Annotated in this window: 18 protein-coding genes; 16 read left to right on the top strand and 2 right to left on the bottom strand. The window is 67.5% G+C overall.

Features of this window, described 5'->3' with window-relative positions; translation table 11 throughout:
* Positions 1-7: 7 nt before the first annotated feature.
* The 6 genes from AWC12_RS08855 (at position 8) to AWC12_RS08830 (ending at position 4,590) form a co-directional block, all read left to right on the top strand.
* Positions 8-826 (top strand): thioesterase family protein, encoded by an 819-nt coding sequence (locus tag AWC12_RS08855; protein WP_085173658.1) that lies wholly within the window; start codon positions 8-10, stop codon positions 824-826.
* A 21-nt stretch (positions 827-847) separates the two neighbouring features.
* Positions 848-1,720, top strand: a complete 873-nt coding sequence (proC, locus tag AWC12_RS08850; RefSeq protein ID WP_110808603.1) for a pyrroline-5-carboxylate reductase — start codon at positions 848-850, stop codon at positions 1,718-1,720.
* A 140-nt stretch (positions 1,721-1,860) separates the two neighbouring features.
* Complete coding sequence (locus AWC12_RS08845) at positions 1,861-2,133, top strand: helix-turn-helix domain-containing protein (protein WP_024446053.1); 273 nt, start codon at positions 1,861-1,863, stop codon at positions 2,131-2,133.
* A 122-nt stretch (positions 2,134-2,255) separates the two neighbouring features.
* Positions 2,256-2,357 (top strand): 30S ribosomal protein bS22, encoded by a 102-nt coding sequence (locus tag AWC12_RS08840; protein ID WP_003402602.1) that lies wholly within the window; start codon positions 2,256-2,258, stop codon positions 2,355-2,357.
* Positions 2,358-2,386: 29 nt separating this feature from the next.
* Complete coding sequence (locus tag AWC12_RS08835) at positions 2,387-3,478, top strand: SDR family oxidoreductase (protein ID WP_085173654.1); 1,092 nt, start codon at positions 2,387-2,389, stop codon at positions 3,476-3,478.
* Positions 3,479-3,519: 41 nt separating this feature from the next.
* Complete coding sequence (locus AWC12_RS08830; protein WP_085173653.1) at positions 3,520-4,590, top strand: lysophospholipid acyltransferase family protein; 1,071 nt, start codon at positions 3,520-3,522, stop codon at positions 4,588-4,590.
* A gap of 79 nt (positions 4,591-4,669) precedes the next feature.
* Here AWC12_RS08830 and AWC12_RS08825 read toward each other — a convergent pair whose 3' ends face one another.
* Both AWC12_RS08825 and AWC12_RS08820 read right to left on the bottom strand, forming a co-directional pair.
* The gene (locus AWC12_RS08825; RefSeq protein ID WP_024446050.1) at positions 4,670-5,209 is read right to left on the bottom strand and encodes an FAS1-like dehydratase domain-containing protein; all 540 of its coding nucleotides are present in this window, start codon (positions 5,207-5,209) and stop codon (positions 4,670-4,672) included.
* Positions 5,210-5,242: 33 nt separating this feature from the next.
* The gene (locus AWC12_RS08820; protein ID WP_024446049.1) at positions 5,243-6,154 is read right to left on the bottom strand and encodes an HAD family hydrolase; all 912 of its coding nucleotides are present in this window, start codon (positions 6,152-6,154) and stop codon (positions 5,243-5,245) included.
* Positions 6,155-6,193: 39 nt separating this feature from the next.
* Between AWC12_RS08820 and AWC12_RS08815 the strand changes: the two genes are divergently transcribed.
* The 10 genes from AWC12_RS08815 to AWC12_RS08770 all read left to right on the top strand — a co-directional run bounded on the left by AWC12_RS08815 (position 6,194) and on the right by AWC12_RS08770 (position 14,173).
* The gene (locus tag AWC12_RS08815) at positions 6,194-6,448 is read left to right on the top strand and encodes a glutaredoxin family protein (protein WP_085173651.1); all 255 of its coding nucleotides are present in this window, start codon (positions 6,194-6,196) and stop codon (positions 6,446-6,448) included.
* Positions 6,449-6,535: 87 nt separating this feature from the next.
* Complete coding sequence (locus AWC12_RS08810) at positions 6,536-7,903, top strand: glutamyl-tRNA reductase (RefSeq protein ID WP_024446047.1); 1,368 nt, start codon at positions 6,536-6,538, stop codon at positions 7,901-7,903.
* A gap of 25 nt (positions 7,904-7,928) precedes the next feature.
* Complete coding sequence (gene hemC / locus AWC12_RS08805) at positions 7,929-8,864, top strand: hydroxymethylbilane synthase (RefSeq protein ID WP_024446046.1); 936 nt, start codon at positions 7,929-7,931, stop codon at positions 8,862-8,864.
* Positions 8,861-10,561, top strand: coding sequence for a bifunctional uroporphyrinogen-III C-methyltransferase/uroporphyrinogen-III synthase (locus AWC12_RS08800; RefSeq protein ID WP_024446045.1), 1,701 nt, complete (start codon positions 8,861-8,863; stop codon positions 10,559-10,561). Before hemC ends, AWC12_RS08800 begins: the two co-directional genes overlap by 4 nt.
* A 32-nt stretch (positions 10,562-10,593) precedes the next feature.
* Positions 10,594-11,574, top strand: coding sequence for a porphobilinogen synthase (gene hemB / locus AWC12_RS08795; protein ID WP_085173650.1), 981 nt, complete (start codon positions 10,594-10,596; stop codon positions 11,572-11,574).
* A complete protein-coding gene (locus tag AWC12_RS08790) occupies positions 11,571-11,993 on the top strand; it encodes a hypothetical protein (RefSeq protein ID WP_085173648.1) in 423 nt (140 codons plus the stop codon). The genes hemB and AWC12_RS08790 overlap by 4 nt, the downstream gene beginning before the upstream one ends.
* Positions 11,994-12,013: 20 nt before the next feature.
* A complete protein-coding gene (locus AWC12_RS08785; RefSeq protein WP_024446042.1) occupies positions 12,014-12,442 on the top strand; it encodes a hypothetical protein in 429 nt (142 codons plus the stop codon).
* Positions 12,439-12,930 carry a transport-regulating membrane protein Mce1N gene (locus AWC12_RS08780; RefSeq protein ID WP_024446041.1) on the top strand — a complete coding sequence of 164 codons (492 nt, stop codon included), beginning with the start codon at positions 12,439-12,441 and terminating at the stop codon, positions 12,928-12,930. Before AWC12_RS08785 ends, AWC12_RS08780 begins: the two co-directional genes overlap by 4 nt.
* Positions 12,927-13,193 (top strand): hypothetical protein, encoded by a 267-nt coding sequence (locus AWC12_RS08775; RefSeq protein WP_024446040.1) that lies wholly within the window; start codon positions 12,927-12,929, stop codon positions 13,191-13,193. Before AWC12_RS08780 ends, AWC12_RS08775 begins: the two co-directional genes overlap by 4 nt.
* A gap of 116 nt (positions 13,194-13,309) precedes the next feature.
* Positions 13,310-14,173: an oxygenase MpaB family protein gene (locus tag AWC12_RS08770; RefSeq protein WP_085173646.1), complete on the top strand. Its 864-nt coding sequence runs from the start codon at positions 13,310-13,312 to the stop codon at positions 14,171-14,173.
* Positions 14,174-14,187 lie beyond the last annotated feature (14 nt).

Here is a 14,187-nt window from a genome sequence, read left to right as displayed (position 1 = left end):
CGCGTACATGACGAGCTCCACCCTGTTCACCGACGCGATGGCGCTGACCTCCGCCGGCGACGGGGTCTATCACGGTGTCCTCAACGAACACTGGACGATCGGCCCGAAGGTGCACGGCGGCGCGATGCTCGCACTGTGCGCCAATGCCGCCCGCACCGGGTTCGGCGAGCCGGGTGTGGAGCCGATTGCGGTGTCGGGCAGCTTCCTGTGGGCACCCGACCCCGGCTCGATGGAGGTCGTGACCACGGTCCGCAAGCGCGGACGGCGGGTCAGCCTCATCGACGTAGAGTTGAGGCAAGGGGACAGGACGGCTCTGCGTGCGGCGATCACGCTGGGCACGCCCGAGCATCACGTTCAGCCGCTGCTGTCGGTGAACCCGGTGGTGCCCCTGATGACACCCGAGCCGCCGCCGGGTCTGGAGCCGATCGGGCCCGGTCACAAGATGGCCGACATCGTGCACCTGGCGCACGGCTGCGACATCCGGCCCTCGCTGACGACGTTCGATCCCCGCCCGGACGGCGGCATGCCCGTCATCGAGTACTGGGTACGTCCCAAGGGGGTCGCGCCCGACGTGCTGTTCGCCCTGCTGTGCGGTGACGTGTCGGCCCCGGTCACCTTCGGCGTCAACAGGTTTGGCTGGGCGCCCACCGTCCAGCTGACGGCGTATCTGCGCGCGTTGCCTGCCGACGGGTGGCTGAGGGTGATGTGCACCGCGACGCAGATCGGGCAGGACTGGTTCGACGAGGACCACGTCGTCGTCGACTGCGAGGGCCGCATCATCGTGCAGACCCGTCAGCTGGCGATGGTGCCCGCACTCCCGTCCTGACCGCGTGCCATGCTTGCCCGCATGGCCAGAATCGCGATCATTGGTGGCGGAAATATCGGCGAAGCGCTGCTGGCGGGACTCTTGCGCGCCGGCAAGCAGGTCAAGGACCTCGTCGTCGCGGAGAAGTACCCCGAACGTGCAAAGTTCCTCGCCGAGAAGTACTCGGTGCGGGTCACCTCAGTTTCCGACGCGGTCGACGCGGCGACCTACGTCATCGTTGCGGTGAAGCCGCACGACGTGCAGAACGTCATCGGCGACATCGCCGACACCGCGGCGCGTGCCGAAAGTGACGCAGCCGAACAGGTTTTCGTCAGCGTCGCCGCAGGCGTCAACACCACCTACTACGAGAACAAGCTGCCTGCCGGCGCGCCCGTGGTCCGGGTGATGCCGAACGCGCCGATGCTCGTCGGCGGCGGCGTCAGCGCGATCGCGCCGGGCCGGTTCGCCACCGCCGAACACGTCAAGGAGGTCTCGAGCCTCTTCGACGCGGTCGGCGGCGTTCTCACGGTGTCCGAGACCCAGATCGACGCCGTCACCGCGGTGTCGGGTTCGGGGCCCGCCTATTTCTTCCTGATGGTCGAGGCGCTCGTCGACGCGGCTGTCGACGCGGGGCTGGCTCGACCCGTGGCGACGGATCTGGTGGTGCAGACGATGGCCGGTTCGGCCGCGATGCTGCTGGAGCGCCTCGACGAGGCGACGCCTTCGGGCGGGTCGACGCTCGGGGCGGCGATGGACACTTCCGCGGCGCAATTGCGCGCCACGGTCACCTCGCCCGGCGGCACCACAGCCGCTGGTCTGCGGGAACTCGAGCGAGGCGGTTTGCGCGCGGCTGTCGCCAACGCCGTGGAGGCCGCCAAAAAGCGCTCTGAGCAGCTCGGAATTACATCGGAGTAGTTATCCAATTTCGCACGGATTACCCCACACCCGTCGCAGTAACCCCATCCGCCACGCTATTCTCCCAGTGGTAAGCACGGGTTCGGTGCCAGCGGTGGGGAAGCCGCTGGAACTGCCCGGGCCTGATGGATTGGGTTGCGATGACGTCTATGAACGGGCCTTCTTCGCGGGAGTCTGCTGGCGGCAAGGCGGCGCGTGACGCCGGACAGAGCAGTGCCGGCGACGCGCAAGCGCCTCGAGCTCAATTCCTGACGGTCGCCGAGGTGGCGAGCCTGATGCGAGTCAGCAAAATGACCGTGTATCGACTGGTGCACAACGGGGAGCTGCCCGCCGTTCGGGTGGGCCGCTCGTTCCGTGTGCATGCCAAGGCCGTCCACGACATGTTGGAGAGTTCGTACTTCGACGCTGGCTGATTCCTCCTCGCGCGAGCGCTCGTCGGCCGCTCGTGCCTGCACGAGGCGGATTTCGGCCTGGGCGCGGTCCCCGGGTAATGTGGCCGGGTCGAGTTGTCGAACACACTTAGGTAGCGGAGTTCATGGGTTCTGTCATCAAGAAGCGGCGCAAGCGCATGTCGAAGAAGAAGCACCGCAAGCTGCTTCGTCGTACTCGGGTGCAGCGCAGAAAACTCGGCAAGTAGGCTCGTCGCCTCGTCGCTAGGCTGTCGGGATGGATTCTGAGGGTCGGTCCGGGGGAGGCACCGCCGGTTCGGACGCCGTGAACTATCCGAAGGTCGTTCTGGTCACCGGTGCGTGCCGTTTCCTCGGCGGATACCTGACCGCACGCCTCGCGCAGAATCCGTTGATCAACCACGTGATCGCGGTCGATGCCATCGCGCCGAGCAAGGATCTCCTGCGAAGGATGGGCCGTGCCGAGTTCGTTCGCGCGGACATTCGCAATCCGTTCATCGCGAAAGTGATCCGCAACGGCGAGGTCGACACCGTCGTCCATGCCGCCGCCGCGTCCTACGCGCCCCGCGCAGGAGGACGGGCGACGCTCAAGGAACTCAACGTGATGGGCGCGATCCAGCTGTTCGCAGCCTGCCAGAAGGCGCCGTCGGTCCGCCGGGTCATCCTGAAGTCGACCTCCGAGGTGTACGGGTCCAGTTCTCGGGACCCGGTGCTGTTCGCCGAGAGCAGCAGCCGTCGCAGACCACCTGGTGAGGGATTCGCCCGCGACAGCATCGATATCGAAGGGTATGCGCGCGGCCTTGGTCGCCGTAGGCCCGACATTGCCGTGACAATCCTGCGGCTGGCCAACATGATCGGGCCCGCAATGGACACCGCGCTGTCGCGCTATCTGGCCGGGCCGGTGGTGCCGACCGTCATCGGTCACGACGCGCGCCTGCAACTCCTACACGAGCAGGACGCACTCGGCGCTCTGGAGCGCGCGACGATGGCCGGCAAGCCGGGCGCCTTCAACATCGGGGCGTCGGGGGTCATCATGATGAGCCAGGCCATCCGCCGAGCGGGCCGGCTGGCACTGCCCGTCCCGCGCTCAGCTCTTGTCGCTGTGGATTCGCTGCGTCGGGCCGCCCGCAACACCGAACTGGACCGAGAGCAGCTCGACTACCTGAGCTACGGCCGCGTCATGGACACCACGCGCATGCGCAACGAACTCGGCTACACGACGAAGTGGACGACGGCCGAGGCGTTCGACGACTACGTCCGCGGCCGCGGGCTCACGCCGATCATGGACCCGCGCTGGATACACGCCGTTGAGAATCGCGCGGTAGCGGCGGCGCAGCGCTGGTCACGGTAGACTCATCGCTCAGTACAGGGTGGGGAAAGAGAGATCAGAGGGTGGCGGGCGAGCCGAAAGCGAAAGTCATTCCGCTGCACGCGAATTCAAGTCGCGGCGGTTCAGCGCGTCGTTCGGCGTCGGAGCGGTCCGACGGGACGCGTCGTCATCCGTCCCTGCTGAACGATCCGGGAAGCCGCGCTTCGGCTGAACAGATGGCCGCGGTCGTGCGCGAGATCGATCAGCACCGCGGCTTCTCCGCCGGTGTCGGAGCTGACGAATCGACGCCCAACGAACTCGCACAGCGCATCGCCGCAGTGTCCGAGTTCATTCGCAAGCGGATGACGGGCGACTACACCGTCGATGAATTCGGCTTCGATCGCCATCTCAATGAAGCAATATTCCTGCCTTTGCTGCGAACGCTCTTCAACTCGTGGTTCCGGGTCGAGGTCAGCGGTGTCGAGAACCTTCCGGAGGAAGGGGCCGCGCTGGTCGTGGCCAACCACGCCGGTGTGCTTCCGTTCGACGGTCTGATGACGCAGGTCGCCGTCCGTGACAAGCACCCCGCCCACCGCGATCTGCGGTTGCTCGCCGCCGACCTCGTGTTCGACATGCCAGTCATCGGGCAGGCCGCGCGCAAGGCCGGACACACGATGGCCTGCACCGACGACGCCCACCGGTTGCTCGCGGCCGGTGAGCTGACCGCGGTGTTCCCGGAGGGGTACAAGGGCCTCGGCAAACAGTTCAAGGACCGGTACAAGCTGCAGCGGTTCGGCCGCGGTGGATTCGTGTCCGCGGCGCTGCGCACCGGGGCGCCCATCGTGCCGTGCTCGATCGTCGGGTCCGAGGAGATCTACCCGATGATGGCCGACGTGAAGTTGCTCGCGCGGTTGCTCGGCTTGCCGTACTTTCCCGTCACACCATTGTTCCCGCTGGCCGGCCCGCTCGGCGTGGTCCCGCTGCCGTCGAAGTGGTACATCCAGTTCGGCGAGCCGATCGACACTGCCGGATACGACGAGTCCGCCGCCGATGATCCGATGATCACCTTCGATCTCACCGATCAGGTGCGCGAGACCATCCAGCAGACGCTCTACCAATTGCTGGCTAACCGCAGGAACACCTTCTTCGGCTAACCGGCGGCACCGCGAGTGCGTTCAGATCGCTCATCGGGGTGAGGCGATCTCCTCGCACGCTCGCGCAAGGTGCTCGCCCTTAGTCAGCCTTTGCGGTTTGCCGAGCAAGCATCTGCTTCATCGCCGCGTCGCGCTTGGCGGCGATCTTCTCGGTCAGCTCGTCGGCTTCGGTGTCCGATTCGGCCTCGCCCATGACGGTCACGATGCTGGTGATGACCCGCTCGCCGTTGTCGTCGGTCACCTCGCCGCGGATTTCGGTGAGCACCGCGCCGTGCGACTCGGTCACCGAGTCCAGGTAGGAGTCGAACCACAGTTTGTCGCCGGCGACGATCGGGCGGTGGAAGACCAGCTTCTGGTCGCGGTGCAGGACCCGCTGCATGTTGATCGGCAGGTCGAACTGGTTGAAGATCTCCTCCTGGACCCGCCGGCCGGCGACCGCCATGAACGTCAGCGACGCGATCAGCGCGTCGTGGCCGCACTCGCGGGCCGCGTCCTCGTCGTAGTGGGCCGGGTGGTCGTCCTTGACCGCACGGGCGAATTCCCGGATCTTCTCCCGGTCGACCTGGAAGTAGTCGGGATATCGGTAGTGAGTTCCGATGATCTCTTCAGCGATACCCATGAGGCGCGAGCCTACCAACGCCCGCGACGGGGCCTACTTTTCGCGCCGTGACACCGCTGCCGCCAGCGCACCGCCGATGGCACCCAGCGCCAGCGCCGACGGCACCCCGATCCGCGCAGCTTTGCGTGCGGTGCGGAAATCGCGGATCTCCCAGCCCCGCTCACGGGCGAGGTCGCGTAGGTCGGCGTCCGGGTTGATCGCCACGGCCGTGCCCACCAGCGACAACATGGGCACGTCGTTGAAGCTGTCCGAATACGCGGTGCAGCGCCTCAGATTCAGGCCCTCGCGGATCGCCAACGACCGCACCGCGTGTGCCTTACCGCTGCCGTGCAGGATGTCGCCGACGAGACGGCCGGTGAACACGCCGTCGACCGACTCCGCGACCGTGCCCAAAGCGCCGGTCAGGCCGAGCCGCCGCGCGATCGTGTCAGCCAGCTCGTAGGGCGTCGCGGTGACGAGCCACACCTGTTGTCCGGCGTCGAGGTGCATCTGCGCCAGCGCCCTCGTCCCGGGCCAGATCTTGTCGGCGATGATCTCGTCGTAGATCTCCTCGCCGAGCGCGACCAGCTCCGCCGTCGAGCGCCCTTCGATGAAGGACAGCGCTTTGCGCCGGCCCGCGGCCACGTCGTCGCTGTTCTCGCGGCCGGTCAGCTGGAATTTGGCCTGGGCGAGGGCGAACCGGGCCAGGTCCTGATAGGTGAAGTACTCCCGGGCGGCCAGCCCACGCGCGAAATGCACCAGCGAGGAGCCGTGCACGAGCGTGTTGTCGACGTCGAAGAAGGCGGCGGCGGTCAGGTCGGGCGGGGGAGGAGGCGGGGTGTCGAGCTCTCCCAGCGGTCCCCCGGATCCGGAAAGGCCCTCGGACGCCGCTTCGGCGCTGGCCTCCCCGGCCAGCTTCTGCGCCCAGGACTCGGGTCCCACCTGAGATCCCCCGGAATCGGACACGGCTACAACATTAGGTCACCTCACCGGGATACTGGCGGGGTGGACCGACAGGTGGAGCTGCTGACACGCGAGGGTTGTTCGCTGTGCGCGGCCGCGGCCGCCCAGCTCGCCGAGCTCGCGAGCGAACTCGGTTTCGCCCTTGCCGTCACCGACGTCGACGCGGCCGCAGCGTCCGGCGACACCGCCCTTCGCGCCGAGTACGGCGATCGCCTCCCTGTAGTGCTGCTCGACGGTGCCGAGCACAGCTACTGGGAGGTCGACGAACCCCGATTGCGGGCCGACCTCGCCAGCTGAGCGGGCCGCCGACGGATTCGGAGCAAATTTGGTGGCCCAGCTGCTCAACGACTACCTTGGTCGTGTGCTGACCGTGGTGAGGAAGCCATGAGCGTCCTGCTGTTTGGCGTTTCGCACCGCAGCGCGCCGGTGTCCGTATTGGAGCAGCTCAGCACCGACGAATCCGACCAGGCCAAGATCATGGCCGAGGTGCTGCAATCCTCTCTGGTCACCGAGGCCATGGTGCTGTCCACCTGCAATCGCGTCGAGATCTACGCGGTTGTCGAGGCATTCCACGGCGGCCTGTCGGTCATCGGCCAGGTGCTTTCGGAGCACTCGGGAATGTCGCTGCAGGATCTGACCAAATACGCCTACGTGCGTTACGCCGAGGCTGCCGTTGAGCACCTCTTCGCCGTCGCCAGCGGTTTGGACTCCGCCGTCGTGGGCGAACAGCAGGTCCTGGGCCAGGTCCGCCGGGCCTATGCATCGGCCGAAGCCAACCACACCGTCGGGCGCACCCTCCACGAGCTATCGCAACGCGCGTTGGCCGTCGGTAAACGCGTGCATTCCGAAACCGGTATCGACGCCGCGGGCGCCTCGGTGGTGTCGGTGGCCCTGGACACAGCCGAGAAGAAGGTCGGCTCGCTGGCGGGCCGCCGCGCGGTGGTCGTCGGGGCGGGATCCATGGGCGCGCTGGCCGCCAAGCAGCTGATGCGGGCCGGCGTCGAAAGCATTCACGTCGTCAACCGGAGCCTGCCGCGCGCCAAGAGGCTCGCCGAGAACATCCGGGCCCACGGTATTGCCGCCGACACGTTCCCGTTCGACCATCTGCCGCCGCTGCTGACCGACGCCGACGTGGTCGTCACCTGCACCGGCGCGGTCCGCCCTGTCGTGTCGCTCGCCGACGTGCACCGCGGCCTCGCCCACGTCAGGGAACCCAAACAGCTCGTCATCTGCGATCTCGGCATGCCGCGCGACGTCGACCCCGCGGTTGCCGGCCTGCCCGGCGTGTTCGTCGTCGACATGGACCGCATCCTGCGGGAGCCGGCGGCCAAGGCCGCCACGTCCGACGCCGACGCCGCCCGCACGATCGTCGCCGCGGAGGTCGCCAACTACCTCACCGGCCAGCGGATGGCCGAGGTCACCCCGACCGTCACCGCGCTGCGCCAGCGCGCGGCAGACGTCGTCGAAGCGGAGCTGCTGCGGTTGGACAACCGTTTGCCAGGGTTGGATTCAGCGCACCGCGACGAGGTGGCGAACACCGTCCGCCGGGTCGTCGACAAGCTTCTGCACGCGCCGACGGTTCGGGTCAAGCAGCTGGCGAGCGCGCCGGGCGGTGACAGCTACGCGGAGGCGCTGCGCGAATTGTTCGAACTCGACCAGCACGCCGTCGACGCGGTCGCGGCGGGCGAGTTGAGCCCCATCGCCGGCAGTGAAATAACCGCTGCCGCAATCGATCTCGACAAGACCGAGTGACACTCGGTCAGCGGAGAACCATCACGTGATTCGAATCGGCACCAGGGGAAGCCTGCTTGCCACCACTCAGGCCGGTCTCATCAGGGACGCGTTGATTGCCGCCGGACACGAGGCCGAGCTGGTCATCGTCTCCACCGATGGCGACCGATCGGACGCGCCAATCGCCGAGATCGGCGTCGGGGTGTTCACCGCAGCGCTGCGCGAAGCCATCGCCGACGAGTCTGTCGACATGGCCGTGCACTCGTACAAAGATTTGCCGACGGCGACCGACCCGCGCTTTGTGATCGCGGCGATCCCGGTGCGCGCGGACGCCCGCGACGCACTCGTGGCCCGCGACGGCCTGGTGCTGGGGGAGTTGCCGGCAGGCTCGGTCATCGGAACGTCCTCCCCGCGAAGGGCGGCACAGCTTAGAGCACTGGGTCTCGGTTTGGAAATCCGCCCCCTACGAGGCAACCTAGATACCAGGTTGAACAGGGTAAGCAGCGGTGATCTCGACGCCGTCGTCGTCGCCCGGGCGGGATTGGCCCGCATCGGTCGCCTCGACGCTGTCACCGAGACGCTGGAACCGGTACAGATGTTGCCGGCACCGGCGCAGGGGGCGTTGGCAGTCGAGTGCCGTGCCGGAGATACGGCGCTTGCGGAGCTGTTGGCGGAACTCGATGACGCCGACACCCGCGCGGCGGTCACCGCAGAGCGAGCCTTGCTGGCCGAACTGGAGGCGGGTTGCTCCGCACCGGTGGGCGCGATCGCCGAGGTGGTCGAGTCCATCGATGAGGACGGCAGAGTCTTCGAAGAGCTGTCGCTGCGCGGCTGCGTGGCGACGCTGGACGGATCCGACGTGATCCGTGCGTCCGGCATCGGGACACCCGAGCGGGCACGGGAGCTGGGGCTCTCGGTGGCCGCGGAGCTGTTCGAGCTGGGTGCACGCGACCTGTTGGACGAACGCGGGAGAGACATATGAGCTTGCGAGGACGCAAGGGCAAGCCCGGCCGCATCACGTTCGTCGGCTCCGGGCCCGGGGATCCGGGCCTGCTGACGGCACGTGCCCGCGCTGTGCTGGCCAACGCCGCACTGGTGTTCACCGATCCCGACGTGCCTGAAGCGGTGCTCGCCCTAGTGGGTTGTGAGTTGCCGCCGCCGTCGGGACCCCTACCGGCCGCCGACGCGGCTGCCAATCAAGCTGATTCGGCGGCCAAGAAGAACGCCGATCAGCCCGACAGCCCGGCGGCGGCTGCCACCGAGCCTGCCGAGGACGCGGTTATCCCGGGCGGCCCCGACGTGCGGCCCGCGCTCGGCGATCCAGCCGAGGTCGCCAAGACGCTGGCCAACGAGGCCCGCACGGGGGTCGACGTGGTGCGCTTGGTCGCAGGCGATCCGCTGTCGATCGACTCGGTGATCACCGAGGTGAACGCTCTGGCCAAGACCCAACTGCACTTCGAGATCGTGCCCGGTCTGCCGGACACCTCCGCGGTGCCGACCTATGCGGGGCTGCCGCTGGGGTCAGCGCACACCGTCGCCGACATCCGCGGCGACGTCGACTGGGCCGCGTTGGCGGCCGCACCGGGGCCGCTGATCCTGCACGCGACGGCGTCGCGCCTTCCCGAGGCGGCCCGCACGCTGATCGAATACGGTCTGGCGGATTCCACGCCCACCGTCGTCACCGCGAATGGAACGACGTGCCAGCAGCGTTCAGTCGAGACCACGCTCGCGGGTCTTCTCGACAAGGCCACCCTGGCCGGCACCGAACCGGCGGGCCCGCTGACCGGGACGCTGGTGGTCACCATCGGTCGCACCGTCGCCAACCGGGCCAAGCTGAACTGGTGGGAGAGCCGCGCCCTCTACGGGTGGACGGTTCTCGTGCCGCGCACCAAGGATCAGGCGGGCGAGATGAGCGATCGCCTGGTCGGTCACGGTGCGCTGCCCATCGAGGTGCCGACCATCGCCGTCGAGCCGCCCCGCAGCCCCGCCCAGATGGAAAGGGCCGTCAAGGGTTTGGTGGACGGTCGGTTCCAGTGGGTTGTGTTCACGTCCACCAATGCGGTGCGTGCGGTGTGGGAGAAGTTCAACGAGTTCGGCCTCGACGCACGCGCGTTCTCCGGTGTGAAGATCGCGTGTGTCGGTCAGGCCACCGCCGAGAAGGTGCGCGCTTTCGGGATCAACCCCGAGCTGGTGCCCACCGGCGAGCAATCGTCCCTCGGCCTACTTGATGAGTTCCCGCCGTATGACGACATTTTCGATCCGGTGAACCGGGTGCTGCTTCCGCGCGCGGACATTGCCACCGAGACGCTGGCTGAGGGGCTGCGCGAACTCGGTTGGGAGATCGAGGATGTCACCGCATACCGGACGGTGCGCGCTGCTCCGCCGCCGGCACACACCCGCGAGATGATCAAGACCGGCGGCTTCGACGCCGTGTGCTTCACGTCCAGCTCGACGGTGCGTAACCTCGTCGGCATCGCGGGTAAGCCGCACGCGCGGACCATCGTTGCGTGCATCGGGCCCAAGACTGCTGAGACTGCAGCAGAATTCGGGCTTCGCGTGGATGTCCAACCCGAGGTGGCCGCGGTGGGTCCGCTCGTGGAGGCCCTGGCCGAGCATGCCGCGAGGCTTCGGGCCGAAGGGGCATTGCCGCCGCCGCGAAAGAAGAGCCGCCGCCGCTAACAGGCTCGCCGGGGACAAGGAGACGTTCGACAGTGGCTTTTCCTCGACACCGTCCACGGAGGCAACGGACCACTCCGGCGTTACGTCGGCTGGTGGCCCAGACATCCTTGGAGCCAAGGCATCTGGTGCTGCCGATGTTCGTCGCCGACGGTATAGCGGAATCGGCGCCAATCCTTTCCATGCCGGGCGTCTACCAGCACACCCGCGATTCGTTGCGCCGAGCCGCCGCGGATGCGGTGGCCACGGGTATCGGTGGGTTGATGCTTTTCGGGGTGCCGTGCGACGAGGACAAGGATCCGACCGGCAGCGTCGGCGTGGATCCCGACGGAATCCTCAACGTGGCGCTGCGTGATCTCGCCGCCGACCTTGGCGATGCCACCGTGTTGATGGCCGACACGTGTCTGGACGAGTTCACCGATCACGGCCACTGCGGCGTGCTGGACGCCGCGGGTCGGGTCGATAATGACCAGACCAATCGACGCTATGTGGAACTCGCTGTCGCGCAGGCGAATTCAGGTGCGCACGTGGTGGGCCCAAGCGGCATGATGGACGGCCAGGTCGCCGCGATCCGCGACGGTCTGGACGCCGCAGGCTATTCCGACACCGCGATCCTGGCCTACGCCGCAAAGTTCGCGTCCGGGTTCTACGGACCGTTCCGGGAGGCCGTCGCGTCCAGCCTGCAGGGCGATCGACGCACCTACCAACAGGATCCGGGCAACGCGCGCGAGGCGCTGCACGAAGTCGAGCTCGACATCGAGGAGGGGGCCGACATCGTGATGGTCAAGCCCGCGATGTCCTACCTCGACGTGGTGCGCGCGGCAGCGGACATCTCACCGGTCCCCGTCGCCGCCTACCAGGTGTCGGGCGAGTACTCCATGATCACCGCGGCGGCGAACAACGGCTGGATCGACCTGCGCACCGTGGTTCTGGAGTCGCTGACCGGGATCCGCCGCGCGGGTGCGGACATCGTGCTCACCTACTGGGCTGCCGACGCCGCCCGCTGGCTGTCGTGACGGGCCCTGCCGCGCCACCGGAGAAGCCTGCTCGGCCCGCCGATGTGGACACCGGATTCTGGGTGTGGGTGATCTCGCTTCCGCTGATGGTCGGCGGCTACGTCGTCGACCTCGTGACAGTTCAGCATCACCCCAACGGTTTTGTGCTCGCGATCTCCCTGATGTTCGTCGTCATCGTGACAGCGACCGTGCTGACGTTCATGTTCCTGATGCGGCAGGGCTACCGCTGGGCCCGCACACTGCTGACCGGCGGCGCGATCGCCGTGGTGGTCTATTCGGTGTCGAGCCTGTTCAACGTCGAGCGTTCCGACGTGCTGGCGGTGGCCTACGCAGTTCCCGTGATCATCGGGTCCGTGCTGGTCGCCGGCGGGGTGTACCTGCTGCACCGCAAGGACTCCCACGACTTCTTCACGCGGTGATTCGTTAGGCTGGCCCGACCATGACCGACCCGACGTCACCCAGCCGACCCCGAGTCGTGGACCTCGCCTTCTGGTGCTTCGTGGGCGGTGCGGTCATCATGATCGTCGGTGGCCTGATGGCCTCGACCGCGGCGTTCGATGCCGAGCGCCTGCAGATCGCCAATGCCGACGCCTTCCTGTCGATCGTGCGGGGAACGGGAATCGGTGCGGTGCTCGTCGGCGGCGCGCTGGCTTTCCTCGCAGGCAGGGCACGCCGCGGTGACGGCCGGTTCTACCGGGCGACGCTGGCGCTGGCGGCGGCCGCGATCGTCGTGATCGTGATCATCGCGGGGCTGATAGGGGCGGTGCATCTGTTCATCCTCATGTCGCTCTTCCCGCTGCTGATCGGCGTGCTGTTGTTCGTTCAGCCGTCGGCGCGGCGGTGGTTTCAGGAGAAGGACGCGGCGTGACGGAGTCGACCCCCGAGCCCGAAGTGCTGTTCTACGAGCAGGGTGCCAGCTGGCTGTGGGTGCTGGCCGGTCCAGGCGCCGGGGTGGCGATGGCGCTGATTCAGCTGTCCGCCGGCTACGGCATCCAGTGGGTGGTGCCTGTGCTGTTCTTCGTTCTCGTCTCGACGTTCTTGGCGATCCAGGTCAAGGCCGCCCGCATCCACACCTCGGTGGAGCTGACCACCGAGAAGCTGCGGCAGGGCACCGAGATCACGTTGACCGACGAGATCGTGCGCGTCTATCCCGAAGCCAGTGGGTCGGAGACTCCCAAGTGGCAGTACGCTCGCGCACTCGGCGAGCTCACCGGTGTCCCGCGCGGGCGTACCGGCATCGGCCTGCGGCTGACCAATGATCGGACCGCTCAGGCGTGGGCGCGCAAGCATCAACAGCTGCGCGCTGCCCTGACGAACCTTGTCGAGGAACGCATCCCGCCGGAGCCCGCGTCGTGAACGGGGGGAAAAGCCGCCGGCGTGCCGTCGTCGAGCTGTTGGTGGCTGGGCTGGCGGCGCTGGGCTGCGTGGTGGCGTGGCTGAGCGCCAGCACCGAGGTGGTCGTCGCCCCGGTGCTCGACGGTGAGCCGTCCACGATCTCCCAGGTCTACTACGCGCCGATGCTGACGCTGTCACTGTTGCTTGCCGCCACCGCCGGGGTCCTCGCCGTCGTCGGCATCGCCCGGTTGCGCCGCGGTCCCGCGAAACCGCCCGCACAGTAGCGGTGCGAGCCGCCTGACTACCGTGGCGGCCGTTTCGCGAAGTGGCGCATCGATCGGCTGTGGGCCTCGCCACACTCCCTTTGGTACAAAGTGCAGAATCTGTAACACTGTTGCTCATGACCGAGTTGGCGCAACAGCCCGAACACCTGGATGACGCCCTGCCGCTGGGGCCGCAATCCCTGGTCTGGCGCTGGTTCGGTGACAACCGTATGTACCTGATCGGCCCGAGGCCGGCCGTGCTGCAGAACATGCTCGCCGAGCTCGGTCAGGGTGTCTACGACCATTCGACGTTCTTCGCCGACACCGCCGAGCGACTCAAGCGAACGATCCCGCCGATCTTCAACACGGTGTACGGCACTGACGAGGAGAACGCGGGCACGCAGGTTCGCGACTTCCACCACCACGTCAAGGGCGAGATGCCCGGCACGGACGGGGCCCGATATCACGCGCTGGATCCCGAGACGTACTTCTGGGCACACGCCACCTTCGTCGAGCAGATCTACTACTTCGCCGACACTTTCGTGAAGCGCCTCACCGACGCCGAGCGCGAACAGATCTGGCTCGAATCGAAGACGTGGTACCGGCGCTACGGCGTCAGCGATCGCGTGATGCCGGCGACCTATGCCGAATTCGAGCAGTACTGGGACCGGATGATGAACCAGGTTCTCGTCGCACACCCCTCGGCCAAGTACGGCGTCGGCTACGTCACCAAGGGCTTCCCGAAGCCCAAGGCCGTCCATCCGCTCGTCTGGCGGATCGCCGCGCCGGTGTTCAACCCGCTGGCGGCCTTCCTGACCACCGGCGGGCTTCCGCCACGGGCACGTGTGTTGCTCGGTCTTCCATGGACCGACAAGCAGGAGCGCCGCTACCAGCGCTTCGCCGCCTTCTGGCGATCGCGGCCGGTGAACTGGATCTGGGACCATCTGCCCATGGGTGCGCGTATGAGCGGCTACGCCGTCAAGGGCTATGCCCGTGCGTAAGCGGCCCGCCGCGG

Origin of the sequence: Mycolicibacterium iranicum, from assembly GCF_002101705.1 — a bacterium.
GTDB classification, from domain to species: domain Bacteria; phylum Actinomycetota; class Actinomycetes; order Mycobacteriales; family Mycobacteriaceae; genus Mycobacterium; species Mycobacterium iranicum.
Note: the sequence above shows the minus strand (reverse complement) of the source record. Positions and strands in the feature narration are given on the sequence as shown.